This window comes from Streptomyces sp. NPDC058459 (assembly GCF_042721685.1).
In the GTDB taxonomy this organism is placed as follows: Bacteria; Actinomycetota; Actinomycetes; order Streptomycetales; family Streptomycetaceae; genus Streptomyces.
Genome location: NZ_JBHXLV010000086.1, coordinates 1 through 25,543, shown reverse-complemented (window position 1 = coordinate 25,543; position 25,543 = coordinate 1). Strand labels below are relative to the sequence as shown.

Annotated in this window: 25 protein-coding genes, 1 pseudogene and 1 riboswitch; of the genes and pseudogenes, 8 read left to right on the top strand and 18 right to left on the bottom strand. The window is 73.2% G+C overall.

Annotation, left to right across the window (positions count from 1 at the left end; translation table 11 throughout):
- Positions 1 to 145: 145 nt before the first annotated feature.
- Positions 146 to 535: pseudogene (locus tag ACFWN1_RS17850) on the bottom strand (hypothetical protein); the annotation flags it as partial.
- A 386-nt stretch (positions 536 to 921) separates the two neighbouring features.
- On the opposite strand from ACFWN1_RS17850, the gene ACFWN1_RS17845 reads away from it, so the two are divergent.
- The 3 genes from ACFWN1_RS17845 to ACFWN1_RS17835 all read left to right on the top strand — a co-directional run bounded on the left by ACFWN1_RS17845 (position 922) and on the right by ACFWN1_RS17835 (position 3,254).
- The gene (locus tag ACFWN1_RS17845) at positions 922 to 1,503 is read left to right on the top strand and encodes a TMEM165/GDT1 family protein (RefSeq protein ID WP_384362865.1); all 582 of its coding nucleotides are present in this window, start codon (positions 922 to 924) and stop codon (positions 1,501 to 1,503) included.
- 188 nt (positions 1,504 to 1,691) lie between these two features.
- Complete coding sequence (locus ACFWN1_RS17840) at positions 1,692 to 2,384, top strand: HAD-IA family hydrolase (protein ID WP_384362863.1); 693 nt, start codon at positions 1,692 to 1,694, stop codon at positions 2,382 to 2,384.
- Between the two features lie 129 nt (positions 2,385 to 2,513).
- On the top strand, positions 2,514 to 3,254 hold the full coding sequence (locus tag ACFWN1_RS17835; RefSeq protein ID WP_384362861.1) for a 5-formyltetrahydrofolate cyclo-ligase: 741 nt from the start codon (positions 2,514 to 2,516) through the stop codon (positions 3,252 to 3,254).
- Positions 3,255 to 3,606: 352 nt separating this feature from the next.
- On the opposite strand, the gene ACFWN1_RS17830 is transcribed toward ACFWN1_RS17835, so the two are convergent.
- Positions 3,607 to 4,170 carry a GNAT family N-acetyltransferase gene (locus ACFWN1_RS17830; protein ID WP_384362859.1) on the bottom strand — a complete coding sequence of 188 codons (564 nt, stop codon included), beginning with the start codon at positions 4,168 to 4,170 and terminating at the stop codon, positions 3,607 to 3,609.
- A gap of 34 nt (positions 4,171 to 4,204) precedes the next feature.
- The gene (locus tag ACFWN1_RS17825; protein WP_384362857.1) at positions 4,205 to 4,615 is read right to left on the bottom strand and encodes a DUF1992 domain-containing protein; all 411 of its coding nucleotides are present in this window, start codon (positions 4,613 to 4,615) and stop codon (positions 4,205 to 4,207) included.
- A 100-nt stretch (positions 4,616 to 4,715) separates the two neighbouring features.
- Here ACFWN1_RS17825 and ACFWN1_RS17820 point away from each other — a divergent pair, with 100 nt between their 5' ends.
- The gene (locus tag ACFWN1_RS17820) at positions 4,716 to 5,108 is read left to right on the top strand and encodes a hypothetical protein (protein ID WP_384362855.1); all 393 of its coding nucleotides are present in this window, start codon (positions 4,716 to 4,718) and stop codon (positions 5,106 to 5,108) included.
- 5 nt (positions 5,109 to 5,113) lie between these two features.
- Here ACFWN1_RS17820 and ACFWN1_RS17815 read toward each other — a convergent pair whose 3' ends face one another.
- The 8 genes from ACFWN1_RS17815 to ACFWN1_RS17780 all read right to left on the bottom strand — a co-directional run bounded on the left by ACFWN1_RS17815 (position 5,114) and on the right by ACFWN1_RS17780 (position 14,148).
- A complete protein-coding gene (locus tag ACFWN1_RS17815; RefSeq protein ID WP_384362853.1) occupies positions 5,114 to 5,785 on the bottom strand; it encodes an O-methyltransferase in 672 nt (223 codons plus the stop codon).
- Positions 5,786 to 5,959: 174 nt separating this feature from the next.
- Entirely contained in the window at positions 5,960 to 7,336 is a 1,377-nt protein-coding gene (proP, locus tag ACFWN1_RS17810; protein ID WP_384362851.1) for a glycine betaine/L-proline transporter ProP, read from the bottom strand.
- Between the two features lie 658 nt (positions 7,337 to 7,994).
- A complete protein-coding gene (locus ACFWN1_RS17805) occupies positions 7,995 to 8,411 on the bottom strand; it encodes a transglycosylase SLT domain-containing protein (RefSeq protein WP_384362850.1) in 417 nt (138 codons plus the stop codon).
- Between the two features lie 303 nt (positions 8,412 to 8,714).
- Positions 8,715 to 9,536: an ECF transporter S component gene (locus tag ACFWN1_RS17800; protein ID WP_384362848.1), complete on the bottom strand. Its 822-nt coding sequence runs from the start codon at positions 9,534 to 9,536 to the stop codon at positions 8,715 to 8,717.
- Positions 9,533 to 11,176, bottom strand: coding sequence for an ABC transporter ATP-binding protein (locus tag ACFWN1_RS17795; protein WP_384362846.1), 1,644 nt, complete (start codon positions 11,174 to 11,176; stop codon positions 9,533 to 9,535). The genes ACFWN1_RS17800 and ACFWN1_RS17795 overlap by 4 nt, the downstream gene beginning before the upstream one ends.
- The gene (locus tag ACFWN1_RS17790; RefSeq protein ID WP_384362844.1) at positions 11,173 to 12,297 is read right to left on the bottom strand and encodes a CbiQ family ECF transporter T component; all 1,125 of its coding nucleotides are present in this window, start codon (positions 12,295 to 12,297) and stop codon (positions 11,173 to 11,175) included. The genes ACFWN1_RS17795 and ACFWN1_RS17790 overlap by 4 nt, the downstream gene beginning before the upstream one ends.
- Positions 12,290 to 12,943: an SCO2322 family protein gene (locus ACFWN1_RS17785; RefSeq protein ID WP_384362842.1), complete on the bottom strand. Its 654-nt coding sequence runs from the start codon at positions 12,941 to 12,943 to the stop codon at positions 12,290 to 12,292. The genes ACFWN1_RS17790 and ACFWN1_RS17785 overlap by 8 nt, the downstream gene beginning before the upstream one ends.
- Complete coding sequence (locus tag ACFWN1_RS17780) at positions 12,940 to 14,148, bottom strand: prenyltransferase/squalene oxidase repeat-containing protein (protein ID WP_384362841.1); 1,209 nt, start codon at positions 14,146 to 14,148, stop codon at positions 12,940 to 12,942. The genes ACFWN1_RS17785 and ACFWN1_RS17780 overlap by 4 nt, the downstream gene beginning before the upstream one ends.
- A 132-nt stretch (positions 14,149 to 14,280) precedes the next feature.
- Positions 14,281 to 14,355, bottom strand: a riboswitch (cobalamin riboswitch).
- Positions 14,356 to 14,559: 204 nt separating this feature from the next.
- Here ACFWN1_RS17780 and ACFWN1_RS17775 point away from each other — a divergent pair.
- Genes ACFWN1_RS17775 through ACFWN1_RS17765 form a run of 3 tightly spaced genes read left to right on the top strand, consistent with a single transcriptional unit; the run spans position 14,560 to position 17,800 of the window.
- Positions 14,560 to 15,990 carry a glycosyltransferase family 4 protein gene (locus ACFWN1_RS17775; protein ID WP_384362839.1) on the top strand — a complete coding sequence of 477 codons (1,431 nt, stop codon included), beginning with the start codon at positions 14,560 to 14,562 and terminating at the stop codon, positions 15,988 to 15,990.
- The gene (locus ACFWN1_RS17770) at positions 15,984 to 16,733 is read left to right on the top strand and encodes a methyltransferase domain-containing protein (RefSeq protein WP_384362837.1); all 750 of its coding nucleotides are present in this window, start codon (positions 15,984 to 15,986) and stop codon (positions 16,731 to 16,733) included. Before ACFWN1_RS17775 ends, ACFWN1_RS17770 begins: the two co-directional genes overlap by 7 nt.
- Positions 16,730 to 17,800, top strand: a complete 1,071-nt coding sequence (locus tag ACFWN1_RS17765) for a prenyltransferase (RefSeq protein WP_384362835.1) — start codon at positions 16,730 to 16,732, stop codon at positions 17,798 to 17,800. Before ACFWN1_RS17770 ends, ACFWN1_RS17765 begins: the two co-directional genes overlap by 4 nt.
- Before the next feature lie 43 nt (positions 17,801 to 17,843).
- Here ACFWN1_RS17765 and ACFWN1_RS17760 read toward each other — a convergent pair whose 3' ends face one another.
- Positions 17,844 to 18,131, bottom strand: a complete 288-nt coding sequence (locus ACFWN1_RS17760) for a hypothetical protein (protein ID WP_384362834.1) — start codon at positions 18,129 to 18,131, stop codon at positions 17,844 to 17,846.
- A gap of 160 nt (positions 18,132 to 18,291) precedes the next feature.
- Between ACFWN1_RS17760 and ACFWN1_RS17755 the strand changes: the two genes are divergently transcribed.
- A complete protein-coding gene (locus tag ACFWN1_RS17755; RefSeq protein ID WP_384362833.1) occupies positions 18,292 to 18,840 on the top strand; it encodes a hypothetical protein in 549 nt (182 codons plus the stop codon).
- Between the two features lie 86 nt (positions 18,841 to 18,926).
- On the opposite strand, the gene ACFWN1_RS17750 is transcribed toward ACFWN1_RS17755, so the two are convergent.
- The 6 genes from ACFWN1_RS17750 to ACFWN1_RS17725 all read right to left on the bottom strand — a co-directional run bounded on the left by ACFWN1_RS17750 (position 18,927) and on the right by ACFWN1_RS17725 (position 25,308).
- Positions 18,927 to 19,844, bottom strand: a complete 918-nt coding sequence (locus ACFWN1_RS17750) for a DUF5336 domain-containing protein (protein WP_384362832.1) — start codon at positions 19,842 to 19,844, stop codon at positions 18,927 to 18,929.
- A gap of 85 nt (positions 19,845 to 19,929) precedes the next feature.
- Complete coding sequence (locus ACFWN1_RS17745; RefSeq protein WP_384362830.1) at positions 19,930 to 20,805, bottom strand: N-acetylmuramoyl-L-alanine amidase; 876 nt, start codon at positions 20,803 to 20,805, stop codon at positions 19,930 to 19,932.
- Between the two features lie 52 nt (positions 20,806 to 20,857).
- Entirely contained in the window at positions 20,858 to 21,508 is a 651-nt protein-coding gene (locus ACFWN1_RS17740; RefSeq protein ID WP_384362828.1) for a class I SAM-dependent methyltransferase, read from the bottom strand.
- 97 nt (positions 21,509 to 21,605) lie between these two features.
- Entirely contained in the window at positions 21,606 to 23,351 is a 1,746-nt protein-coding gene (locus tag ACFWN1_RS17735) for an MFS transporter (RefSeq protein ID WP_384362826.1), read from the bottom strand.
- Positions 23,352 to 23,492: 141 nt separating this feature from the next.
- A complete protein-coding gene (locus ACFWN1_RS17730) occupies positions 23,493 to 24,104 on the bottom strand; it encodes a response regulator (RefSeq protein WP_384362824.1) in 612 nt (203 codons plus the stop codon).
- Positions 24,105 to 24,135: 31 nt separating this feature from the next.
- Entirely contained in the window at positions 24,136 to 25,308 is a 1,173-nt protein-coding gene (locus ACFWN1_RS17725; RefSeq protein ID WP_384362867.1) for a sensor histidine kinase, read from the bottom strand.
- Positions 25,309 to 25,543 lie beyond the last annotated feature (235 nt).

The window sequence follows — 25,543 nt, the reverse complement described above, 5'->3', positions numbered from 1 at the left end:
GTGTGGTCGCCCTGAGCTCAGTGGGCCTTGGCGGGCTCTTCGGCTCGTGCGCGTGAAGTTTCCCCGTGATCATCTCTCAGCCGCCACTCGTCGGCGGTATGGCGCTGACGTTTTGAACTGCAAAAGTACTGATTCAGATCGTCGCGGCTACGGATACCAGGTGGTCGATGTCCACGTCGGAGGCCGCGCCCCAGGTCGCGCCGTCGTACGGGGAGTACCAGCTGCCGCCGGTCGCCACGCAGGCGGAGTCGGTGGCGACGTTCGTACCGTCCCGCTTGAGGATGTACTCGCGGGTGTTGCAGGTGCCGCTGATCGTGATCCAGGTCGGGAACAGGTCCCGCTTGTAGCCGGTCCGGTTCTCGGTGGCCACGGTGAGCTGGGAGAGGTAGCCGCGGGCGGTGGCGCCGCTGACCGGGGTGGGCAGGGCGGCCGAGGCGCTCGGCGAGTTGAACAGGGCGGCGGAGGCGAGCAGGCCGGTGGCAGCGGCGACGACCCCGAGCCGTCGACGCGCGTAGAACCGAGACGAAAGGGACATGCGGAACATGTGAACTCCCTCGTGGGGTGGGTGTTTTGGCGCGCGGGCAGGGGAATGCTCGCCGGGCGGCGTTGCGGTGGGGTGAGCGCCCGGTGAGAAGCTAATGGCGCGTCCATGACACGACAAGGTTCAAGGCGGAACTTTCACGTCCCGTACCATGGGCGGTGCAGAAGGGGAGTAGCTCTTCGCCGGACCGTCGACATACTGCTCAGCGAGCCTGAGCCGGCGCCCGGAGGCGGAGTCCCGTGGGACCCGCCAGCGAGACCTTCGGCAAGCAGTGCACGCCCGCGCCCCTCGGCGCGGGTGCCCAGTGTGCTGCCGTGCCGAGGTGTCCCACGCGTCAGACGCGCACTCTCGGCGGGGCGGCCCCGACCGATCGAGGAACCTTGATCAGCATCACCGTGACGGCGCTCGTCTTCGGCGTCATCTTCCTTGCCGAACTGCCGGACAAGACCGCGCTCGCCGGCCTCGTCCTCGGCACCCGTTACCGCGCCTCGTACGTCTTCGTCGGCGTCGCCGCCGCCTTCCTCGTGCATGTCGTGCTGGCCGTCGCGGCGGGCAGCGTACTGACCCTGCTGCCGCAGCAGATCGTGCACGCCCTCACCGGCGTCCTCTTCCTCGGCGGCGCAGCCGTGCTGCTGCTGAAGCGGGACGAGGGCGAGGAGGAGATCAAGAAGCCCGCCGACCAGTCCTTCTGGAGGGTCGCGGGTACGGGCTTCATGCTCATCCTGGTCGCCGAGTTCGGCGACCTCACCCAGATCATGACCGCCAACCTCGCCGCCCGCTACGACGACCCGCTCTCGGTCGGCCTCGGCGCGGTGCTCGGCCTGTGGGCGGTGGCCGGCCTCGGCATCGTCGGCGGAAAGGCCCTGATGAAGCGGGTACCGCTGAAGCTGATCACCCAGATCGCGGCCCTGCTGATGGTCGGCCTCGGCGTGTGGAGCCTGTACGAGGCGATCACCGGCTAGCCAGGGCCTGTGTGGGCCGGCCGGGGCCGGCGCCGCTCGGCGGGAGGTGTGGTGGCGGGATGCGGCCCGCGTTTTGTACCGTAGGGAAACAAAGTGGCTCCCGCCCGCTTCCCCGACCGGCGGGCGGGGCCGCCTTGTCCCCCTTCCGGGCCCTCTCCCACAGGGGCCTCGCGTCCTTGGAGCTGCCGATGGCCACCGAGCCCGTCGTTCTCACCGCCCGCGCCCTCCTGCTCGACATGGACGGCACCCTCGTCAACTCCGACGCCGTGGTCGAGCGCGTCTGGCGGCGCTGGGCGGCCGCCCAGGGGCTCGACGGCGACGAGGTGATGAGCGTCGTGCACGGCAGGCAGGGGCACGCCTCCATGGCGCTGCTGCTCCCCGGCCGCCCGGTCGAGCAGAACCTCGCGGACAACGCCCGCATGCTCGCCGAGGAGACCGCCGACCTGGACGGCGTGATCGAGGTCCCCGGCGCCACCGCCTTCCTCGCCGCCCTCACCGGCACCCCGCACGCCCTGGTCACCTCCGCCGACGCGGCCCTCGCCACGGCCCGTATGACCGCCGCGGGCCTCCCCCTCCCCGAGGTCCGCGTCACCGCCGAGTCGGTCGGCGCCAGCAAGCCCGACCCCGAGGGCTTCCTCAAGGGCGCGGCGGAACTCGGCGTCGACCCCGCCGACTGCGTGGTCCTCGAGGACTCCGGCGCGGGCATCGCCGCGGGCCGCGCGGCCGGCATGCGCGTGCTGGGCATCGGCCCCCGCGCCGCGCACCACGCACCGGACGCGACGGTACGGGACCTGACCCAGGTCCGGGTCACGGCGCTGCCCGACGGCCGCATTCAGCTCACGGTGGGCCAGGTCCGCGGGGGTCGGTCCGGGACCGCCTGAGAAGTTCCGGACGGTTGAGCGTTACATGGCGTTTTCCTTCTCCTGGGCCGACTCGATCTCGTGACGCGCCATCGCGGAATGGGCGGTGGAGCGCTGTGAGGATCGGCTGTTCGCGTTGATGGAGGCGGCATGAAAGACGACCGGATGTTCAGGGACGTGGACCGCGAGAAGCAGCGCGTGCGCGAACGCGTCTGGGACGCGTTGGACGCGAGCGGCGCCGTCCACGACGACACCGCGCACGGGCGGATCCCGTACTTCGTCGGGTCGCGGCAGGCGGCCGCCGCGCTCGGTGGACTGTCCGCCTGGAAGCAGGCCAGGGTGATCAAGTCCGTGCCCGACAAAGCCCAACTCCCGGTGCGTGCTCTCGCGCTGACCGAAGGCAAGACCGTCTTCATGGCCGTGCCCAGGCTCGCCGACCGCCGCCCCTTCTATCTGCTCGACCCCGCGGCCCTGACCGTCCCGCCGGACGAAGCGGCTTCCAGTCGGGTCGCCGCCGTCATCGCCCCCAAGGTGGCTGTGGACGCCCTGCGCCCCGTGGACATGGTCGTGCTGGGAAGCGTCGCCGTGAACCGGGCCGGGGTGCGTATCGGCAAGGGCGCCGGTTACTCCGATCTGGAATTCGCCTTCCTCGTCGAGGCAGGGCTCATCGGTGACCACACCGTCGTCGTCACCACCGTGCACGCGCGTCAGGTCCTCGACGAGGAACTTCCCGCGACCATGCACGACGTCGGCGTCGATGTGATCGTGACGCCGGACGAGATCATCACCTGCGCCTCGCCTCACCGGCCGTCCGGGCTGATCTGGGAGCACCTGGACGCAGAGAAGATCGCCTCCATTCCGGTGCTCGCGGCTCGCGGTCCCACGCGCTGATCGGGCCGACACACGACTCGTCCCCCATTCGGTCGTACGGAAGGCCGGGCCCGCCATCCCGCAGGGCCCTGGATTCCCGCCTCTCGCACGGCTTCGTCCGTCACCGCGCCGGCAGGCCGTGGCCGCCCCCGCAGCCGACCATGGAAGCCGGGCATCCGAGGCGCGGGAGGTCTTCGTGGCCCTGGACACGCATGGCGCAGCCGACGAAGTGCGGCGGGGTGAGCGCGTCGGTGGGGGCGTGCTCGTCTCGCCGGTCGGCTGGCCGGGGCCCGCGAGGACTCCCTGTCCAGGCTGCTGGGGGACTGGTGGGAGCCCGGACGGCCCACGGACCTGGTGCGGTTGGTGCAGGAACTCACCGCCGAGCTGTGCGGCTCCGCGCGGGAGCGGCCGCAGGGCGGAGCGGTGCGTGAGCCGGGCTGAGGTCCTTGGTGAACCAGTGCTCCGCGTACGGGTCCTCGTTGTGCCGCTCGGTCTCCGTGTAGCCGAGCCGGGCGTACAGGGCGCGGGCCGCCACGAGGTCGGTGCGGGTGTCCAGGATCATCCGGCGGGCACCGAGCGCGCGGGCGGCGTCCTCGGCGGCGTGGACCAGCGGGGTGCCGCCGCCCCGGCCGCGCAGGTCCTCGTACAGGAAGACGCGGGTCAGTTCCGCGGTGTCCGGGGCGAGGAGGCGTACGCCCGCGCAGCCGGCCGGGGCGCCACCGTACCGGGCCACCAGCAACTCGCCCTTCGGCCTGGTGAGTTCGGCGCCGGTGTAGGCCGCGATCTCCCGCTCCAGCTCGGCCGGGTCCGTGCGGTGGCCCTCGTGCAGGAGGTACCAGCGGTCGCTGACCTCGGTGCAGTAGGCCCGCCAGAGGGCGGCGGCCACGGGGGAGTCGTACGGTTCCGGGGCGATGGTCCACGTCGTCATGCGGGCCATCCCAGCGGGGTGCGCGGGGCGCGGGCAAGCGCATTCAGGCGTCGGTGCCCCTCCGGCGCCGCCACTCTGCCACGACTTCGTCCACGTCGTACGGCTTCTTCCCCAGCGGCGGGCCCGGCAGGGGACGGAACATCATGTCCCGGATCTTGACGTTGACCGCGGTGATGATCTCCCGCACGGCCCGCTCCGAGGGAGCCGTGTACGCCGCCGCGAGCGCGTCCTCAGCCTCCTTGCGCAGGGCGAGCGAAGGGGGCAGTACGGCCAGGCCCTCGCGGGCCATCTTCCGCCTGACCCACCACAGTTCGTCGTACGCGCCGTCGAGTCCGGCGGGCAGCGGCTCGCCCGAGCCGGGCAGCCCGTCGAACTCGCCCCGGCGCTGCGCGGCGGCGATCTGGTGGTCGACCCAGGACTCGAACGGGACACCCGGTGGCTTTCGCTCGGTCATGAGCCCCATTGTGCCGGACGTGGGCGAGCCGGGCGTTCTATCATGCGGCGGCGGTGCGGCGATCTCGGGTCCGCACCAGGAGCCTTCAGGGGGAACACGCGTGCTCGAACTCACCATGGCCGCCGTCTCCAGCGAGGAAGCGGGTGCCACGGCCGGCATGACCATGGCCGAGGAACCCAGCGAACCGGGCGCGGCGCTGCGGGTCGGCCGGGACGGTGCCGTGTGCCGGCTGGTCACCCCGCAGGACTGGCTCTTCGTGTCCCGTGTCCACCTGGAGTTCCGCTGCGGCCCGGACGGCGGCTGGCAGCTCTCCTGGCTGCGCGGCTCCCAGCCCGACCCCTCCTCCGAGGTCCGCCTCACGGTCGGCGAGTACGCGCAGACCGTCCCCTACGGCGGCTCGATCCGCCTGCCCCGGGGAGCCTCCGGCGAGGTCGTGATCCAGGACCGTACGGCCCCTCGCAGCGTCAACGTGGGCTTCTACCACGAGCCGTGAGCCGGCTACTCCACCACACGCGCCAGCGCGAAGCCGTCGTAGCCCTTCGGGCCCACCGTCTGGAGGGCGGTGCCGGTGAGGCGGGGGTGGCTGGAGATGAGGTCGATGGCGGTGCGGGTGCCGGTGACGGCGGGGTCGGTGCTGGTGTCGTCGGCGACACGGCCGCCACGGACGACGTTGTCGAGGACGATCAGGCTGCCGGTGCGGGAGAGGCGCAGCGCCCACTCGACGTAGTGCGGGTTGTTCCCCTTGTCGGCGTCGATGAAGACCAGGTCGAAGGGGGCCGGGTTCTCGTCGGCGAGCTGGGGGAGGGAGTCCAGGGCCGGGCCGACCCGCACGTCCACCATCCGGTCCAGGCCCGCCCGCGCGATGTTGCGGACGGCCACGTCGGCGTGTTCCGGGCTGTGCTCCAGCGTGACCACGCGGCCGTCCGCCGGGAGGGCACGGGCCAGCCAGATGGTGCTGTAACCGCCCAGGGTGCCGATCTCCAGCACCGTCCGGGCGCCCTGGATCTGCGCCAGGAGCTGGAGGAACTTGCCCTGGGTGGGCGTCACGGCGATGGGCGGCAGACCGGCCGCGTCCGAGTCGCGCAGGGCCGCCCGCAGGGCCTCGTCGTCCGGTGCGAGACGGCTGGTGAAGTAGAGGTCGACGTCGTCCCACAGCTGCGACTCGCTCATGCGTGTGCTGCCTTTCCCGAGTGTCCGCGCAAAGCCTCTGCCAGGGTCCATGGTGCTCCCCGGGCATGATCCCAGCGCCGCGCCACGGAGGCGGGCAGAAACGGAGGAGGGCGCGGGGACCGGCCGTCCCGTTCCCGCGCCCGCCTCGGCGGAGGAAGCCGCTGCTCCGTGCTCCTACTTCCCGGCCTCCACCGCGGGCGGGGAGCCCGGCAGCGGACGGTTGGCCGACTCGGTCATCCGCCACACCGCGAAACCACCGATGACGGCGGCTGCCATCATGTAGTACGCGGGCATCATCAGGTTGCCGGTCGCCCCGATCAGCGCGGTGACCACCAGCGGGGTCGTACCGCCGAACAGGGACACCGAGACGTTGAAGCCGATCGACAGCGAGCCGTAGCGCACCCGGGTCGGGAACAGCGCGGGCAGGGCGGCGGGCATGGCCGCGGTGAAGCAGACCAGCAGCAGTCCCAGCGCCCCCATGCCGAGCGCGACGGCCGGCAGGCTGCCCTGGCGGATCAGCAGCAGCGCCGGGACCGACAGGAACAGGAAGCCCGCGCAGCCGGCGGCGATCACCGGACGGCGGCCGACACGGTCGGTCAGGGCGCCCGCGAACGGCTGCACGATCATCATCACGGCCATCACACCGAGGACGACCAGCAGACCGTGCGTCTCGTCGTACTTCAGCTCGCTGGTGAGGAAGCTCGGCATGTACGACAGCAGCATGTAGTCGGTGACGTTGAAGACCAGCACCAGGCCCACGCACAGCAGCAGCGACTTCCACTGGCCGGTGACCATCTCGCGCAGCGGCACCTTCGGCCGCTCGGTCCCGGCCTTCTCGACCTCGGCGGCGAACGCCGGGGTCTCCTCCAGGCGCAGCCGCAGGTACAGGCCGATGACGCCCATCGGACCGGCGATCAGGAACGGGACGCGCCAGCCCCAGGAGAGCAGGTCGTCGGTGGAGAGCAGAGCCGTCATCAGCGTGACCAGGCCCGCGCCGCCGATGTAACCGGCCAGCGTGCCGAACTCCAGCCAGCTGCCGAGGAAGCCGCGCTTCCTGTCCGGGGCGTACTCGGCGATGAAGGTCGAGGCACCGGCGTACTCACCGCCGGTGGAGAAGCCCTGCACCAGACGGGCCGCCAGCAGCAGCAGCGGCGCGCCGACGCCGATGGAGGCGTAGGACGGGATCAGGCCGATGGCGAACGTGCCCGCCGCCATCATGATCATCGTGATGGCGAGGACCTTCTGGCGTCCCACCCGGTCGCCCAGCGGGCCGAAGACCATACCGCCGAGCGGACGGACGAGGAAGGCCGCGGCGAAGGCACCGAACGTCGAGAGGAGCTGTGCAGTCGAGTTTCCGGAAGGGAAGAAGACTTTGCCCAGGGTGACCGCGATGTAGCTGTAGACGCCGAAGTCGAACCACTCCATCGCATTGCCCAGCGCGGCCGCCTTGACGGCACGCCTGACGAGTGCGGGATCGGTGACCGTCGGCTCTGCCTGGGTCTTCGAGGTCCGAAGGCTCTTCGGACGGGGACTGACAGCGGTGGCGGCCACGACGGAACTCGCCTGCCTTTCGACGGGGACACGGGCAGCGCCGGACGACGACGGCGATGACGTGCGTCAGGCAGAAAAGAGACGATAGGGGAGTTTCGGTCACTTACGTCCCGTAAGTGGAATGTTGCGTTCTGCAAAGAAACCCGCTCTACGCTGGTGCGTCTGCCCTGTTCGCCGGGCGTGACCCGCGTCAGAACTGTGATCCATGTCGCACTCCGGGGCGGAAACCGCCTTTCCTTCGGACTGTCGCCATCCGGACCAATGGGGCAAGGCGTCCGGTGGCGTGATGGGCGGGAGGCGATGGGGTGTGGTGGACACGGAGCACGACCGCCGGCCGGCGGACACCTCGGCCACGGCCGGACCGACGACGTGGCGGCGGTCGCCCGAGCCGTACGGGAGCTTGTCCGCGCCCGGCGACGGCGTCCTCTCCCTGCCGTCCCGGCGCCGCGAGTGGCTGCTGTCGTACCCCGCGCTGCACGCCCGCCTCGACGATCTGGCGTTCGCACCCTCCAGGCACCGACCGGCGCCGTTTCGGCCGTCAGGGTCAGCCGGGGCCGGACCGGTGGACCACGGGGGTGGCGCGCGGCGGGTGCGGACACGCGCACCCTCGCCGAACGCCGGCGAGGGTGCGGAAAGGGCGGGAAGGGCGGGCGCCGGCTCAGTACCAGCCGTTGGACTGCCAGAAGTTCCACGCCTGCACGGGGCTGCCGTAGCGGGAGTTCATGTAGTTGAGACCCCACTTGATCTGGGTCGCGGGGTTGGTCTTCCAGTCGGAGCCGGCGGAGGACATCTTGGCGGCCGGCAGGGCCTGCACCAGTCCGTACGCGCCCGAGGAGCTGTTCTTGGCCGCCACGTTCCAGCCGCTCTCGTGCTCGACGATCCTGCTGAACGCGTTGTACTGGGCGGCGTCCGGGATCATCCTGTGCGCGACGGACCGGGCCGAGGACGGCGACTGGCTCGTCGCGGCCTGGGCGGGGGCGGCACCGAGGACGACACCGGCGACACCGGCGGCCAGGGCGGCCACGGCGACGGCGTTCTTCGGGGAAAACACGCGGCGGACGGCGGAGAAGGACACGAAGAACCTCTTACGTCGGGGACGGTGGATCGCCGTTCGCGTCCCAGCACGCTCCGCGTGATGGCCGCATGCGTCGGCGCCGTGACCCGTGGGGGCCGTGGCACCCGGCGACGGGCTTCAGAGAAGCAAGCTTCCTAAACGCCCGCAATACCCCCTTTTACTAGTTGCGGCCGGAACACCCGTGATGCCCGGTCGTGTGACGCGGCTCTCAAAGCGCAGGTCAGGGGTAATGCAAGGAGAGGCTTAAGGGACATCGCGGTCTACGAGCCGGGATCGTAGGTGACCCCGGTCACGTGGGCCGGCTCACGCACCGGGGGCGTCGAAGGCGACCGGGGTCTCGAAGGCGGCCCGGCGGGTGGCCCGGCGCAGGGCGCGCAGCACGGCCGGGCCGAGGGTCAGGGTGAGGACGACCGTGCAGACGGCCCGGCCCAGGTCCCAGCCCATCGAGGTGGCCAGGCAGTAGGCGAGGAAGCGGGCCAGGTTGGCGGGGACCGCTGCGTGCGGGTCGAAGGAGATGTTCGACGCCATGGTGCCCATGAACGGCCAGCCGGCCAGGTTCATGAGCGTGCCGTACGCGAAGGCCGCGAGGAAGCCGTAGCAGGCCAGCAGCGCCTGCTCCGACCGGCCGCGCAGGCGGGCGGCGCCCGGCAGCAGGCCCGCGCCCATGGTGAACCAGCCCATCGCCAGCATCTGGAACGGCATCCACGGCCCCACCCCGCCGGTCAGCAGCGCGGACGCGAACATCGTCACCGAGCCCAGCACGAAGCCGAAGCCGGGCCCCAGCACCCGTCCGCTCAGCACCAGCAGGAAGAACATCGGCTCGATGCCCGCCGTACCCGCGCCGACCGGCCGCAGGGCCGCGCCGGTCGCCGCGAGCACCCCCAGCATGGCGACGGCCTTCGGGCCGAGCCCCGACTCGGAGATGGTCGCCGCCACCACCGCGACCAGCAGCACCAGCAGCCCCGCGAACAGCCAGGGCGCGTCCTCGGCGTGCGCGCTCACCCGCGAGTCCGGCGGCGCGAGGAACGGCCACCCGAACGCGGCCACCCCGACCGCGCCGACCAGCACGAGCGCGACGACGGAACGGGGACCGAGCCGGACGGCCCGCACAGCGGTACGGGTCATGCCAGCGCCCTCCGTACCTCGGACACCGTCAGCCAGGGCCGCGGGGCCAGGATCTTGGTGACCTGAGGCGCGAAGGAGGGGGAGGACACCACGATGTCGGCCGTGGCGCCGTCCGCTATCACCTCGCCGTCCGCCAGCAGCACCACCCGGTGCGCGATCTCGGCGGCCAGCTCCACGTCGTGCGTGGCCAGCACCAGGGCGTGCCCCTCGGCCGCCAGCCCGCGCAGCACGGCGACCAGGCGGGCCTTGGCCGCGTAGTCCAGGCCGCGCGTCGGCTCGTCCAGCAGGAGCAGCGGGGGGCGCGCCGTCAGGACGACGGCGAGCGCGAGGGCGAGACGCTGGCCCTCGGAGAGGTCGCGGGGATGGACGTCGTCGGTGATGCCCGGCAGCAGCTCCGACACCAGGGCCCGGCAGGTGCCGGGGGCGGTGTCCGCGTCCTTGTCGGCGGCCACGCACTCGGCGCCCACCGTGTCGGCGTACAGCAGATCGCGCGGCTCCTGCGGCACCAGGCCGACCCGGCGCACCAGTTCGGCGGGCCTCAGCCGGTGCGGGGCGGCCCCGCCGACCTGGACGGAACCGGCGGTGGGCGCGACCAGGCCGACCAGGGAGCTGAGCAGGGTGGACTTCCCGGCGCCGTTGCGGCCCATCAGGGCGACGGTCTCGCCGGGACCGACGGTCAGGCCGACGCCCCGCAGCGCCTCGACCCGGCCCCGCCGCACGGCGAGGTCCCGGACCTCGGCGACCCGCGGCTCGGCGGGGGAGGCCGCGCGCCGGAAACGACGGCGGGGCGGCGGGGCGACGACCGGGGGGAGATTCCGCTCGGCGCCGGCCAGCCTCTCCCGCAGCGGCCCCGCCCTGCGCCGGGCGTCCCGGACGGTCAGCGGCAGCGGGCTCCAGCCGGCCAGCCGGCCCAGCTCCACCACCGGCGGGACCACCGGGGACACGGCCATCATGTCGGCCGGGGCACCTAGCACCGGGGGAGCGCCCGGCGCGGGCAGCAGGACGACCTGGTCGGCGTACTGCACGACCCGCTCCAGCCGGTGTTCCGCCATGAGGACCGTGGTGCCCAGGTCGTGCACCAGGCGCTGGAGGACCGCGAGGACCTCCTCCGCCGCCGCCGGGTCCAGCGCGGAGGTCGGTTCGTCCAGGACCAGCACCCGGGGGTGCGGGGTGAGCACCGAACCGATCGCGACCCGCTGGCGCTGGCCGCCCGACAGGGTGCCGATGGGACGGTCCCGCAGATCGGCGAGGCCCAGCAGATCGAGCGTCTCCTCCACCCGGCGCCGCATCACCTCCGGAGGCAGGCCCAACGACTCCATGCCGTAGGCGAGTTCGTCCTCCACGGTGTCGGTCACGAAGTGTGCCAGCGGGTCCTGGCCCACCGTGCCGACCACGTCGGCCAGTTCGCGCGGCCGGTGGGTCCGGGTGTCCCGGCCCGCCACCGTGACCCGGCCGCGCAGGGTGCCCCCGGTGAAGTGCGGGACCAGTCCGCTGACCGCGTTCAGGATCGTCGACTTGCCCACCCCGGACGGCCCGACGAGCAGCACGAGTTCCCCCTCGGGCACCTGGAGGTCCACGCCCTGGACGGTCGGTCCGGCCGCCCCGTCGTACGTGACGGAGACATCCTCGAAGCGGATCACGACGGCTCCTTGCGGTCCTGGGGTACGACGAGCACGGGCAGCAGCCCCAGCAGCACGGCGGCGGCCGGCCACAGCGGCAGCGCGGGGGCGGCCAGCGGGACGACACCGGGATGCAGCGCGCCCGGATCGCGTACGGCGGCCAGCGCGACCAGCGCGGCGACGGCCGCGCCCGACCCCGCCACCAGCCACGCCCGCACCCCCCACGGCGCCGGCCGGTACCGGGTGCGCGGCGACCGCCGGCCGCCGAGGCGCAGCCCGGCGAGCGCGGCCAGCGCCCCGGCGAGCAGCAGCGGCAGCCCGTACCCCCCGCCCTCGGCGGTGAGCAGCCCGTACGTGCCCGCGCACACCCCGAGCAGCCCGCCCAGGGTGAGCGCGGTCGTCGTACGGCGTACGCGCGCGGGCACCTGGGCGGTACGGCCGTAGCCGCGCGCGTCCATCGCGGCGGCCAGCGCGACCGAGCGCTCCAACGCGCCCTCCAGCACCGGCAGTCCGACCTGGAACAGGCCCCGCAGCCCCCGGTCCGGGCGCCCGCGCAGACGGCGGGCGGCGCGCAGCCGCTGTACGTCGGCGATGAGATGCGGGGCGAAGGTCAGCGCGACCACCATCGCGACCCCCGCCTCGTACAGGGCGCCCGGCAGCGACTTGAGCAGCTTGGCCGGACTCGCGAGGGCGTTCGCGGCGCCGACGCAGACCAGCAGGGCCGCCAGCTTCAGCCCGTTGTAGCCGGAGAACAGCAGCGCCTCCGCCGACACCGGCCCGCCCAGCCGGATGCCCCGCGCCCAGCCGGGCAGCGGGATCTCGGGCAGCGTGAACAGCACATGCGTACCCGGCACCGGCGAGCCCAGCACCGCCGTGAACGCGAGCCGGATCAGCAGCACGGCGACGGCCAGCTTGGCGAACGCCGTGTACGAGCGGGCCCAGGGCGCGTCGGAGCGGTGCACGGCCACCACGTAGCCCGCCACCGCCATCAGCAGGGCGAGCAGCAGCGGGCTGGTGGTGCGGGTGGCGGCCGTACCGAGCCCGAGGGACCACAACCACCACGCGCCGGGGTGCGGTTCGAAGCGCGTCCGCCTGCTGACGGCCACGGTGGTACGGACGGCGCGGACGCCGGTATCAGGCATTCCGGCGCCGCCGCGCCTGCCAGAACGCCGCCCCGCCGAGCACGGCGACTACACCGATGCCGAAGGGGAGGCCGAGGGAGGGGCCGAGGGACGGGCCGCCGTCCCCGTGCGCCTTCACGGACTTCTTCTCCCCGGCTGCCCCGGCCGCCACCTGCTCCCCGCAGCCCCGCGCCGGGTAACCGGCGACGGCGCACAGCAGGGCGTTGGTGTCGTAGCGCAGGGGCTTCGCCGCCTCGGCCAGGGCGTCGGCGGTGCTCGCGTCCGGGGAGAGGCGGGCGCAGACGGTGCGTTCGGCCGGCGGGGTCTCCCCGGCCGGGGCGTCGGCCGGGGTGCCGAAGTCGAGGACCAGGGCGACCCGCTTGGTGCCCGCCTTCGCGGGCGTCTTCGCGCAGACCGAGCCGAAGTCCGCCGTGCCGCGCGGCCGGTGCGCGTCCGAGGAGTCGGCGCTGACCGCGAACCGGAAGCCCCGCACCGCGCCGTCGTCGGGACGCTCCGTGGCCGGGCCCTGGGTGGCGTACGTCCACCGGTCGCCGGAGCGGTCCCAGAAGGACCAGTACCGGTATCCGGCGGCCTGGGCCTGCGCGGCGGCGGCCAGCACGAGGAGGGCCGCGAGCAGGACGGCGGCGGCACGGCGGACCGAGGTCACGGGCGCTTCTTCCGGCCGCTGATCAGGAAGCCGACGCCGATACCCGCGACCAGGCAGACGCCGATGATCCACCAGACGCCGTAGCCGGACTTCTGGGTGGTCTTCTCCTCCGGCTTCTCCGACGCGGCGGCCTGCTTCGCCGGGGCCGGGCCCAGCCTGTCCAGGGCGCGGACCAGGTCGGTGCCGCCGAAGTCGCGCGGGTCGGCGCCGACCGCGTGCGCGCTCAGGATGAGCTGGGCGTAGGCGGCGGGGCCGCTCTGCTCCGCCCACTTCGCGGCGTTCTTCTCCAGCCAGGCGTACGGGGCCTTCGCCTGCGCGGTCCAGCCGTCGGCGGCCAGCGCCACCACGGTGTCGGCGGTGTTGCCGTAGTCGGGCTGGTTCTCGGCGCCCGGCAGCACGGACATCAGATGGCCGGACCTGCCGACGGCGCCGATGAGATGGGCGGAGGCGTTGTCGGCCAGGCGGGCCGGGGTCGCCTCGCCGTCGGAGGCGCAGGCGGGGGCCTTGTCGCGGGCCTTTCCGGGCTCCACGACGAAGCCCTTGCCGAGCGCGCCGAGCACACCGGCGGCCGTGGCGTCCGCGTTGGCCGCCAGCTCGCCCTTCTTGTCCGGCTGGAAGGCGAGCGCGCCGCCGCCCCGCGCCGCGCAGGGCACGGCCAGCGAGGCCAGCGCCTCGTCCGGGGTCTTCCCGCTGCCGCGCGGACCGGCCGGCTTCTCACCGGCGGCGGCCAGCGCGCCGACGACCACCGACGTGGAGTTGGTGTCGCTCGGGGTGCCGGGGGAGTAGCCCCAGCCGCCGTCCTCGTTCTGCAGCGCCTTCAGCCACTTCACGGCCCTGCCGGTCACGTCGCCGTGCCCGCCGAGCGCGGCGAGCGCCTGGACGGCGGCGGCCGTGCTGTTGGTGTCCGTCTGCGCGCCCTTGCCGCCGCACGCCGTGCCGGTGTCGGCGCGGAAGGAGGCGAAACCGCCGTCGGCGCACTGCTGGCCGGTCAGCCACCGCACGCCCTGGTCCGCGGGCTTCTCCCCGACGGTGTGCTGCGCGAGCAGGGCGAGGGACTGGCGCCAGACGCCGTCGTACGTGGGATCGCCCTTGCCGAACAGCCCGGCCGGGACCGTCGCCTTCGGGGACGGGGCGGCCGTGGCGGGCGCGGCCGCGGCCAGCACGCCTATGGCGGCGAGAACCGCGGCACTGCGGCGGACGTTCATGGTCGGCGACTGCCTCTCCTGCGAGGAGCCGGCGCGCGCGGGAAACCTCCCCGGCGGCCCGGCCCCGTATTGCCTCGACGGTGCCGTGCGCGGCACAGTGCCCCGCACGCGAGCCGGTCAACGTCCCGCCGAGGCGTTCCGGCTCACCGGGCCCCTGGGGCGCCGGATGACGGTTGCGGGTCAGCGCCGGAATCGCACCGGCTTCCCCCCGTACGGGTGTATGACGACCTGGCCACTTTACCGGGGGGCCGCGGAGCCCCCGGTCGTGGCGTGAATCACCTGATCCACTGCTCGCAGCGCTCCTACCTGCCGGTAGATTCAGACGCTCTTGGATGATCAAGTCTGAAACTTGTTCCGGATTGTCGTCCCGTCGTAGTCTCGCGGGACCGTGCAGGCAGAAGGGGGCCCAGAGTGACCGCTGAGGCCAGTCAGGCGGCTCCCCCCGGCACCGCCGCCGACGGCGGGCGACCGCTCCGTATCGCGCTCCTCACCTACAAGGGCAATCCGTTCTGCGGCGGCCAGGGTGTCTACGTCCGCCATCTCTCCCGTGAACTCGCCCGCCTGGGCCACCGGGTGGAGGTCATCGGCTCCCAGCCCTACCCCGTACTCGACGAGCACGAGGAGAGCGGCGCCTTCGCCGGCCGGCTGAGCCTCACCGAGCTTCCCAGCCTCGACCTCTACCGCCAGCCCGACCCCTTCCGCACGCCGGGGCGCGGCGAGTACCGGGACTGGGTCGACGCGCTGGAAGTGGCGACCATGTGGACCGGCGGCTTCCCCGAGCCGCTCACCTTCTCCCTGCGCGTCGGACGCCAACTGCGGGCCCGTAGCGGTGAGTTCGATGTCGTCCACGACAACCAGACGCTCGGCTACGGCCTGCTCGGTGACCTCGGCGCCCCCCTGGTCACCACCATCCACCACCCCATCACCGTCGACCGGCAGCTCGAACTCGACGCCGCCGAAGACCTCAGGCGCCGCCTCTCGGTGCGCCGCTGGTACGCCTTCACCCGCATGCAGAAGCGGGTCGCCCGCCGGCTGCCCTCCGTACTCACCGTCTCCGGCAGCTCCCGCCAGGAGATAGTGGACCACCTCGGCGTGCGCCGGGACCGTGTGCACGTCGTCCACATCGGCGCCGACACCACCCTGTTCGCGCCGGACCGGGCCGTGCCCGCGATACCGGGCCGGATCGTCACCACCTCCAGCGCGGACGTGCCCCTCAAGGGCCTGGTGTTCCTGGTCGAGGCCCTCGCCAAGGTGCGCGCCGAGCAGCCGCACGCCCACCTCGTCGTCGTCGGCAAGCGCCCCGAGGAGGGCCCGGTCGCCCAGGCCGTCGAGCGGTACGGCCTCGAAGGCGCCGTCGAGTTCGTCAAGGGCATCTCTGACGCCGAACTAGTCGATCTGATCCGTTCCGCCGAAGTCGCCTGCGTGCCCTCCCTGTACGAGGGGTTCTCGCTGCCCGCCGCCGAGGCCATGGCCACCGCCACCCCGCTGGTCGCCACCACCGGAGGCGCGATCCCCGAGGTCGCCGGGACCGACGGCGAGACCTGCCTGGCCGTACCGCCCGGCGACGCCGGGGCGCTCGCCGCCGCCCTGGCCCGGCTGCTCGGCGACCGGGAACTGCGTGCCCGCCTCGGCGCGGCCGGCCGCGAGCGGGTGCTCGCCCGGTTCACCTGGGCCCGCGCGGCCGAGGGCACCGTGGCCCGCTACCGCGAGGAGATCGACCGGGCCCGCCCGCGGGCCGGCCGCCCCCTTCCCGCGGCCGGCCCCAGCCGTCCCGTCGTGGGCGTCTCCGCGGCACCCGCGCCACTCCTCGAAAGCTCCCCCGAAAGCAGGGCCACGTGCTGACCGTCGACTTCTCCCGGTTCCCGCTCGCCCCCGGCGACCGTGTCCTGGACCTCGGCTGCGGGGCCGGCCGGCATGCCTTCGAGTGCTACCGGCGCGGCGCCCAGGTCGTGGCCCTGGACCAGAACGCGGAGGAGATCCGCGAGGTCGCCAAGTGGTTCGCGGCGATGAAGGAGGCCGGTGAGGCCCCCGAGGGCGCCACCGCCACCGCGATGGAGGGCGACGCGCTCGCGCTGCCCTTCCCCGACGGGTCCTTCGACGTCGTCATCATCTCCGAGGTGATGGAGCACATCCCGGACGACAAGGGCGTCCTCGCCGAGATGGTCCGCGTCCTGAGGCCCGGCGGCCGGATAGCCGTCACCGTGCCCCGGTACGGTCCCGAGAAGGTCTGCTGGGCGCTGTCCGACGCCTACCACGAGGTCGAGGGCGGCCACATCCGCATCTACCGGGCCGGGGAACTCCTCGCCAAGATGCGCGGCGCCGGCCTCAGACCGTACGGCAGCCACCACGCGCACGCCCTGCACTCGCCGTACTGGTGGCTCAAGTGCGCCTTCGGTGTCGACAACGACAAGGCGCTGCCGGTGCGGGCGTACCACAAGCTGCTGGTCTGGGACATCATGAAGAAGCCGCTGGCCACATGCCTCGCCGAGCAGGCCCTCAACCCGCTGATCGGCAAGAGCTTCGTCGCCTACGCCACCAAGCCGCACCTGCCCCGCCTCGACGACTCCGCGACGGACGCCCGGTGACGACGCCCAGGACCGACCACCTCGTCCTGAACGGGGTCCTCACCGCCGAGCAGGCCGCCGACACCGTACGGGGCATCCTCGCGGTGCAGCGCGCCGACGGTGCCATCCCCTGGTTCCGGGGCCACCACCTCGACCCCTGGGACCACACCGAGGCCGCCATGGCCCTCGACGCGGCCGGGGAGCACGCGGCGGCCGAGCGCGCCTACCGCTGGCTCGCCGACCACCAGAACGAGGACGGCTCCTGGTACGCCGCCTACGCCGACGGCGCCCACGACGACGTCACCGACCGCGCCCGCGAGTCCAACTTCGTCGCCTACATAGCCGTCGGCGTCTGGCACCACTACCTGTCCACCGGGGACGACACCTTCCTGGACCGGATGTGGCCCACCGTGTACGCGGCCGTCGAATGGGTGCTCCGGCTCCAGTGGCCCGGCGGCCAGATCGGCTGGCGGCGCGCCGAGGACGGCACCCCCGCAGAGGACGCCCTGCTCACCGGCAGCTCCTCCGTCCACCACGCCCTGCGCTGCGCGCTCGCCATCGCCGAGCAGCGCGAAGAGCCGCAGCCCGACTGGGAGTTGGCGGTGGGCGCGCTGCGCCACGCGATCCGCAGGCACCCCGAGCGGTTCCTCGACAAGGACCAGTACTCGATGGACTGGTACTACCCGGTCCTCGCCGGCGCCGTCACCGGCACCGAGGCCAAGGAGCGCGTCGAAGCCGGGTGGGACCGCTTCGTGGTGCCCGGTCTCGGCGTGCGCTGCGTCGTCCCCAACCCCTGGGTCACCGGCGGCGAGTCCTGCGAACTCGCCCTGGCTCTCTGGGCGGTGGGCGAGTCCGACCGCGCGCTGGAGATCCTCCAGTCCATCCAGCACCTGCGCGACGACGAGTCCGGCCTGTACTGGACCGGCTACGTCTTCGACGACGACGCCATCTGGCCACGGGAACTCACCAGTTGGACCGCCGGTTCGCTCCTGCTCGCGGTCGCGGCCCTCGGCGGCCACGACGCGACCGGCGCGGTCTTCGGCGGCGACCTGCTGCCCCGCGGTCTGGACCCCGACTGCTGCGACTAGGGCCTGTCCGGCGGCAGGCGGGGCACCCGTCGTGTCCTGTGCGTCAGCGGTGCAGGCGGCCCGCGATGAAGTGGCCGATGAAGAGGTAGACCACGGCGGCCAGGCCGTAGCCCGCCACGACGCGGGCCCACGCCTCGTCGAAGGTGAACAGGTCGTGGGACCAGCCCGCCAGGAACGCGGCCGTGTCATGGACGAAGTCGACCAGGGAGTTGGCCCGGTTCGCGTCCAGCAGATACATCAAGATCCACAGACCGAGGATCGCTGCCATCACATCGGCTATGAGGGCGATGACACGGCCGGCCTGGTTGGTGCCTGAGTAGTGTCGAGACATGGTGTTCGAATTACCGCCGCGCGCCCCTTGAAACCGGCCACAAACCCGTAATCGCGGGCCTGACGACCCGTACGGGCCTCCCGGCTGGCGGCGGCCGAGCGGGAGGGCAAGGCTTCGGTGCAGGAGACACCCGCTCGGGGAGACACGTCCGGAGGACCGCGTGCCCGTTCCGCTGCGCCGCACCTGGGTGGCGCTCGTCTTGTGCTGCGCCCTGCTGGCCGGTACCGCCGCCTGCGGCAGTGACGACAAGACCAGCACCAAGATCCCCGCCGCGGCCACCCCGAGCCCCAGCACGTCCGCCGAACGCCAGAAGTTCGCCAAGACCCGCTTCGTCGCCAACGCGGGCCTGGCGGCCGGGGCGACGTACCAGTGGATCGTGAAACCCTGGCGGGCCGGCACCTTCAAGAAGGGCGCCGACGGCCGCACGGTGGCCCTCGTCAAGTCCGGCCTCGCCGGTGCCTTCGCCTACAACCGGCTCAAGGCCGCCCAGAAGAACGCCCAGGACGACCCGACCCTGGCCAGGGCGCTCGCCCCGCTCGCCGCGGGCATCGAGAGCCTGAAGAACCTGCCGTCCAAGCTGCGCGACGGCGATCCGGACGCGGTGGGCTCCTACGACGACATCATCAGCAAGGTGAAGAGCGCGGGCGCGAGCGCGGGCGCCCCGGTCAAGGACCAGGTGCCCTCCTCCTCGGACCTCTCCATGGGCTAGCCGGACCTTTCCGTGGGCTGTCCCCGGCGACGGCGACGGCCCCCCGCCCGGAAGGGGCGAGGGGCCGTGCGCGACGGTGTGGGGGCTCAGCCGCGCTGGATGCCGGAGGTGTCCTGGAGGACACCGCGACGGCCGTCCTGGGTCTGCGCGAGCAGGGCGGCACCGCGCTGCTCGACCGCCAGGTACCAGGTGCCGGGCGCCAGTTCGGCGACCGGGCTGGGCGAACCGTCCTCCGCGTACAGCGGACGGGTCACCGGCACGGCGAACCAGAACGGCGAGAAGTCCGCGCCGGGCGCCTGCTGCTGCGGTGCGGCAGCGGCCTGCGCGGCGGCGGCCTGCCCGTAAGGCTGGCCACCCGATTGCGGCTGGCCACCCGGCTGCGGCTGGCCACCCGGCTGCGGCTGGCCACCCGGCTGCGGCTGGCCACCCGGCTGCGGCTGGCCACCTGGCTGTGGCTGGCCGCCGAAGGACGCGGCCGGGGCACCGGGGTAGCCGTAACCCGGGGGCGGCTGGGCGCCGTAGGGCTGCGGGGCGGCCGGCTTGGGCGCGGGGATCAGCCCGGCCTGGAGCGCCGGGACGAGCGGGGTGGCGATGGCGGCGGCCGCCATCAGCAGCGTGGCGACCAGCGCGAGGATCAGACCGGTACCGGCGCTCGGCGACTTCGAGCCGCCGGCGATGTTGTCCAGGCCGCCGACGGGGTCGATCACATTGCCCAGCGCGCTCCACGCGGCGAACACCGCGAACGCCACACCGAGGACGCCGAGTTCGAAACCGGCGACCTTGCGGGGCTGCGGCAGCGCGCGGGCGGCGACGACGAGCCCGGCGGCGATCAGCCCGGCCAGGACGACGCCGAACAGGACGGGGCCGCTCTCCCAGAGGTTCGGCATGTCGACGGCGCCGGGGAGATCGTCGTACGAAAAGTTGTCGAAGAACGACGCGATGAGCAGCAAGAGCGCTGCTCCGATCACCACGCCGTCGCCTCTGGTGAGGGAACGGATATTCACTTCATCAGGTCCTTCGTAGGTCGTCTCGTCGTCGGTAGACAGTACCGTCCGTGTGATCGGCCGTGCGGACGGTTTCGCCCGGCCGTCACGACTCGTGCAGGAAACTCACGATTCCCGCAGAGATCCCCCGCGCGGCCTTCTGCCGCCAGGGGCCACTGGTCAGCAGCGCCGCGTCGGACTTGTCGCGCATGTTCCCGCACTCGATGAACACCTTCGGAACCGTCGACAGATTGAGTCCGCCGAGGTCCGTGCGCGTGACCATCCCGGTGCCGCCGCCCAGGTAGTCGGCGAAGGGTTCGCCGGTGGAGCGGCGGTAGGCTCCCGCGACCCGCTCGCCCAGCGACCTGGAGGGGCCGACGATCGGCCGGGTGTCCGCGGCGCCCGCGTGCACCGCGCCCGGCAGGATGACATGGAAGCCCCGGTCGCCCTGCGCCGAGCCGTCCGCGTGCAGCGAGATCGCCGCGTCCGCGTGGGCGGCGTTGCCGATCCGGGCCCGCTCGTCCACGCACGGCCCCCACGCGCGGTCGCCGTCCTGGGTCAGCTTCACCGTGGCGCCCTGCTTCTCCAGCAGCGCCCGCAGCCGGTGGGCGAGATCCAGGGTGAACGTGGCCTCCGCGTAACCGGCGTCGGTGGAGGTGCCGGTGGTGTCGCACTCCTTCCTGCCGTTGCCGACGTCGACCTTCCGGTTGATCCGGGCCGGGTGCCGGAAGTTGCCCGTGTTGTGCCCGGGGTCGATGACGACGACCTTTCCGGCGAGCGAGCCCGTACCCGGCGAGGGAGTGCCCGTGCCGCCAGGCGCCGCCGGGCTCGCGGCAGCCGCCGGGCGGTCCGGCTCGTCGCCGGGCGCCGACCAGGCCAGCCGGCCCAGCAGGGCGGCCGGCACCAGCGCGGCGAACGTGAGGGTCAGCGCGCGCCGGGAGCGCGGCCGGGGAGCTTCGTCTTCCGGGCCTTCGTACGACACCCGGCCACCCTAACGGCACGCCCGGCCCGGCCGGCGCGGACCTGACGGAACGTCAGATTCCGGCCCCCGTGCGCCGCAGCACCCGCAGCGAACCCGTCGCCGACACCTCCGTGAACGCGCCCGAGGCCAGCGCCCGCAGATACACCCGGTACGGCGCCTGGCCGGTGAACTCGTCCGCCGGCTCCGGGAACACGTCGTGGACGACCAGCAGACCGCCGGGCGCCAGATGCGGGGCCCACCCCTCGTAGTCGGCGTTCGCGTGCTCGTCGGTGTGGCCGCCGTCCACGAACACCAGCGCCACGGGGGAGTTCCACACGGCGGCGACCTGCGGGGAGCGGCCGACCAGCGCGATCACCTGGTCCTCCAGGCCCGCCCGGTACAGGGTGCGGCGGAAGGTGGGGAGGGTGTCCATCAGGCCGAGCGCGGGGTCGACGGTCTCCGGGTCGTGGTAGTCCCAGCCCGGCTGCTGCTCCTCGCTGCCCCGGTGGTGGTCGACGGTGAGCGCGGTGACCCCCGCCTCGCGGGCCGCGTCCGCGAGCAGCACGGTGGAGCGCCCGCAGTAGGTGCCGACCTCCAGCAGCGGCAGCCCGAGCCGCCCGGCCTCCGCCGCTGCCGCGTACAGCGCCAGCCCCTCGTCCACGGGCATGAACCCCTTCGCGGCCTCGAACGCGGCCAGGATCTCGGGCTCGGGTGCCGCGGGCATGGGGGTTCCTCTCGTCGTACGTCGTTCTCGGCGCCTCATGCTGCCGCACCCCCCGCCGGGGAGCGACGGGGGGTGCGGTGGCGGGAGATCGTACGGGTCACGCGGTGACGGTCTCGCCGGGCAGCGGCAGGTCCAGCTCGACCGGCCGCGCGTCCCCGGCGTGCGTCGCCGCCGAGGCCAGCGGGCCGTGCCCGGCGGCGCGGGCGGCCAGGACGTACGGTCCCTCGGACGGCACCGGGAGGGCGTAGCTGCCGTCCGGCGCGGAGAGTGTGGTGCCCGCCTGGCGGCCCCGGCGGTCGATCAGCGTGACCTTGGCGCGGGGCACCGGAGTGCCGGCGGCGTCCAGCACCCGGCCCCGGAAGCCGCGCAGCACCTCCTCGGCACGCTCCAGCACCGCGTCCTCCTCGCTGCTGGCCCGCAGCCGGGTGTGCTCGGGGGCCGGCCGCGGGGTGCGCGGGAGGAACAGCGCGAACGCCAGACCCACCAGCACGGCGGCCGTGGCGATCAGGAACGACACCCGGAAGCCGTGCATCGTCGGCACCGCGACCCCGCCCATGTCCTGCGCGGTGTTGGCCAGCACCATGCCGATGACGGCGCTGGAGACCGAGGTGCCGATGGAGCGCATCAGGGTGTTGAGGCCATTGGCGGCACCCGTCTCGGAGGCCGGGACCGCGCCCACGATCAGCGCGGGCAGCGAGGAGTAGGCCAGGCCGATGCCCGCGCCGAGCACCACCGAGGTGATGATCGTCTGCCAGGCGGCGTCCATCAGGCCGAGGCCGCCCGCGTAGCCGGCGGCGATGACCAGCAGGCCGGTGATCAGGGTGGTCCGGGGTCCGTAGCGGGCCGAGAGGCGGGCGTAGACCGGGGCGGTGAACATCATCGTCAGGCCCAGCGGGGCCACGCACAGACCCGCGACCACCATCGACCGGCCCAGGCCGTAGCCGGTGGCGGTGGGAAGCTGGAGCAGCTGGGGCAGGACCAGCGAGACGACGTAGAAGCTGACGCCGACCATGATCGAGGCGAGGTTGGTGAGCAGCACCTCGCGGCGGGCGGTGGTGCGCAGGTCGACCAGCGGGGCCGGTATGCGCAGCTCGTACACGCCCCACAGCAGCAGCACGGCCAGCGCGCCGCCGAACAGGCCGAGCGTGGTGCCGGAGGACCAGCCCCAGTCGCTGCCCTTGGTGATCGGCAGCAGGAGCAGCACCAGTCCGGCGGAGAGGCCGAGGGCGCCCAGGTGGTCGAAGGAGCCCTTCGCGCGGGCGGGGGACTCGGGTACGACGAGCAGGGTGAGGCCGATGGCGAGCGCGCCGAGGCCGGCTGCGCCGTAGAACAGGGCGTGCCAGTCGGTGTGCTGGGCGACCAGGGCGGCCGCGGGCAGCGCGAGACCGCCGCCGACGCCGATCGAGGAACTCATCAGCGCCATCGCGGAGGCGAGCCGCTCGCGCGGGAGCATGTCGCGCATCAGGCCGATGCCCAGCGGGATGGCGCCCATGGCGAAGCCCTGGAGGACCCGTCCCGCGATCATCAGGAGCAACTGGCTGGTGAAAGCGCTGACCAGCGCGCCGGCCACCATCACGGACAGGCTGAGGACCAGCATCCGGCGCTTGCCGTACAGATCGCCGAGGCGGCCCATGATCGGGGTGGCGACGGCGCCGGACAGCAGGGTGGAGGTGAGGACCCAGGTCGCGTTGCTCGGCGCGGTGCCGAGCAGCTGCGGCAGGTCCTTGATGACCGGCACGAGCAGGGTCTGCATCACCGCGACCACGATGCCCGCGAAGGCGAGCACCGGGACTACGGCCCCGCCCGCTTTCCGGCCGGCGTGATCGGGCGTGGTGTGGGTCATGGAAATGGGTCCTCCCGCGTGAATACGTGCTGGGTGAACCTCGTATGCACAGGAAACTATTCCGTTGCTTCGGGACCCTAATGAATCCTTGACCGGGACATGGGTTTCTGACCGGGTGTCAGTACCGCGTCCGGGTGAGGGTCACAGCCAGCCGCGCTGCCTGGCCTCCCGTACGGCCTCCGCGCGGTTGCGGGTGCCGGTCTTGCCGATCGCCGCCGAGAGGTAGTTGCGGACCGTGGACTCCGAGAGGTGGAGCCGGGCGGCGATGTCGGCGACCGTCGCGCCGTCCACGGATGCGGTCAGCACCTCGCACTCCCGGCCCGTCAGCGGATTCGGCCCGGCGCTCAGCGCGGCCGCCGCCAGTACGGGGTCGACCACCGTCTCCCCGGCCAGCACCCGGCGCACCGCCTGGGCCAGCTCCTCCACCGGGCCGTCCTTCACCAGGAACCCGGCCGCCCCCGCCTCCATCGCCCGGCGCAGATAGCCGGGCCGCCCGAACGTGGTCAGGATCAGCACCCGGCACCCCGGCACCCGCTCCCGCAGCAGCGCGGCGGCGTCCAGACCGCTCAGTCCCGGCAGCTCGATGTCCAGCAGTGCCACATCCGGCCGGTGCTCCTCGGCGGCCGGCACGATCGCGTCCCCCGCCGACACCCGCGCGACCACCTCGATGTCGTCCTCCATGCCCAGCAGCAGGGCCAGCGCGCCGCGCATCATGCCCTGGTCCTCGGCCAGCAGGAGCCGGATCTCGTTCACCGCGCCAGGGTAGCGGGGGGCCGTCCGGCGGTCAGGACCTGAGCGAGGCCGGCACCGCGTCCTCGTCGTGCGGGTCCGCCGGGCCCACCGGCAGCTCCGCCGCCACCGTGAAGCCGCCCTGCGGGGCCGCGCCCGCGGTGAGCGAGCCGCCCGCCGCCGCCAGCCGTTCGGTGAGGCCGGTGAGGCCGGTGCCGTCGGTGGTGGGGTGTGCGATCGGGGTGCCGTTGTCGGTCACGGTGAGGCGGACGCGTTCCTCGGCGCTGTCCACCGTGATCTCGCAGCGGTCGGCACGGCTGTGCCGGACCACGTTCGTCACCGCCTCGCGCACCACCCAGCCGAGCAGCGCCTCGGTCTGCGGGGCCAGCGGCGCGCCCGACTGCCGTACCACCGGCTCCACGCTCGCCGCCGCCAGCGCCGAGCGGGCCCGTGTCAGCTCGGTGGACAGACTGCCCTCGCGGTAACCGGTCACCGCCTCCCGGATCTCGGTCAGCGCCTGCCGCCCCACCGACTCGATGTCCCCGAGCTGCGCCAGCGCCGCGTCCAGGTCCCGCCCGGCCAGCCGCCGCGCCGCCTCCGACTTCACCACGATCACCGACAGGGTGTGGCCCAGCAGGTCGTGCAGATCGCGGGAGAAGCGCAGCCGCTCCTTCTCCACCGCCCGCCGGGCCAGCTCCTCCCGCGCGGCCCGCAGCTCCCGCACCGTCTCGGACAGGCTGAGGATCGCCGCCGTGACCATGCACGACAGGAAGGTGGCGTACCCGATGTCCGGCGCGTGCGACCACCCGCCGCGCCACCCGGCGACGACGGCCGCGAAGGCCGCGAGCAGCGGCGCGCCGACGCCCAGACCGCGCCCGCGCGCGGTCGCGCCGACGGCGAGACCGAGCAGCGGGAAGAACATCAGCCAGCTGCCGCCGTACGTCACGGCCAGCCCCGTGGTCACCAGCCCCATGCCCAGCAGCGCGAGGCGGGTGCTGAGGGCCTCGCGCGCGGCGCGGTCGAAGGCGCGGAAGACGACGCCGATGTAGAGCGAGTTGAAGGTGAAGATGCCCAGGCCGCCGACCCACGGGTTCGCGTCACCCTTGATCAGGTTGGCGAAGGAGCCGAGGCCCAGCAGCAGCCAGGGCAGCAGCGCCAAGCCGCTCGCCGGCGGGCCGGCGTCCTCGCACTCCCGGTTCCGGCCCTTCGGCCGAGCCCACCACGTCATGCCCGTGCCCCTCAGCTTCTCCCGCTCCACCGCGTCCAGCCGGCCGGCGCGACGACGCTCCAGGGTAGGGAACGAGAACCGTTGCCCGCGCGGGGCGGATCGCGTCTGTGTCATGTCTACGACGGTAGAAGCGGGCCGCCGCCCCGGGCAGAGGCGTACGTACGGACTCCGGCGGTACGAATGTCACGGCCGCCCGGGACGAAGGGGCGGGGTACGAGCCGTGTGGCCCGTACCC

What these genes read in the sequence shown, in the direction of transcription:
- ACFWN1_RS17840 (WP_384362863.1), top strand. Translation starts at nt 1,692, where the DNA reads ATGGCCACCGAGCCCGTCGTTCTCACCGCCCGCGCCCTCCTGCTCGAC.
- ACFWN1_RS17835 (WP_384362861.1), top strand. Translation starts at nt 2,514, where the DNA reads ATGAAAGACGACCGGATGTTCAGGGACGTGGACCGCGAGAAGCAGCGC.
- ACFWN1_RS17830 (WP_384362859.1), bottom strand. Translation starts at nt 4,170, where the DNA reads ATGGCCCGCATGACGACGTGGACCATCGCCCCGGAACCGTACGACTCC.
- ACFWN1_RS17825 (WP_384362857.1), bottom strand. Translation starts at nt 4,615, where the DNA reads ATGACCGAGCGAAAGCCACCGGGTGTCCCGTTCGAGTCCTGGGTCGAC.
- ACFWN1_RS17815 (WP_384362853.1), bottom strand. Translation starts at nt 5,785, where the DNA reads ATGAGCGAGTCGCAGCTGTGGGACGACGTCGACCTCTACTTCACCAGC.
- ACFWN1_RS17800 (WP_384362848.1), bottom strand. Translation starts at nt 9,536, where the DNA reads ATGACCCGTACCGCTGTGCGGGCCGTCCGGCTCGGTCCCCGTTCCGTC.
- ACFWN1_RS17790 (WP_384362844.1), bottom strand. Translation starts at nt 12,297, where the DNA reads ATGCCTGATACCGGCGTCCGCGCCGTCCGTACCACCGTGGCCGTCAGC.
- ACFWN1_RS17780 (WP_384362841.1), bottom strand. Translation starts at nt 14,148, where the DNA reads ATGAACGTCCGCCGCAGTGCCGCGGTTCTCGCCGCCATAGGCGTGCTG.
- ACFWN1_RS17760 (WP_384362834.1), bottom strand. Translation starts at nt 18,131, where the DNA reads ATGTCTCGACACTACTCAGGCACCAACCAGGCCGGCCGTGTCATCGCC.
- ACFWN1_RS17740 (WP_384362828.1), bottom strand. Translation starts at nt 21,508, where the DNA reads ATGCCCGCGGCACCCGAGCCCGAGATCCTGGCCGCGTTCGAGGCCGCG.
- ACFWN1_RS17735 (WP_384362826.1), bottom strand. Translation starts at nt 23,351, where the DNA reads ATGACCCACACCACGCCCGATCACGCCGGCCGGAAAGCGGGCGGGGCC.
- ACFWN1_RS17725 (WP_384362867.1), bottom strand. Translation starts at nt 25,308, where the DNA reads ATGACGTGGTGGGCTCGGCCGAAGGGCCGGAACCGGGAGTGCGAGGAC.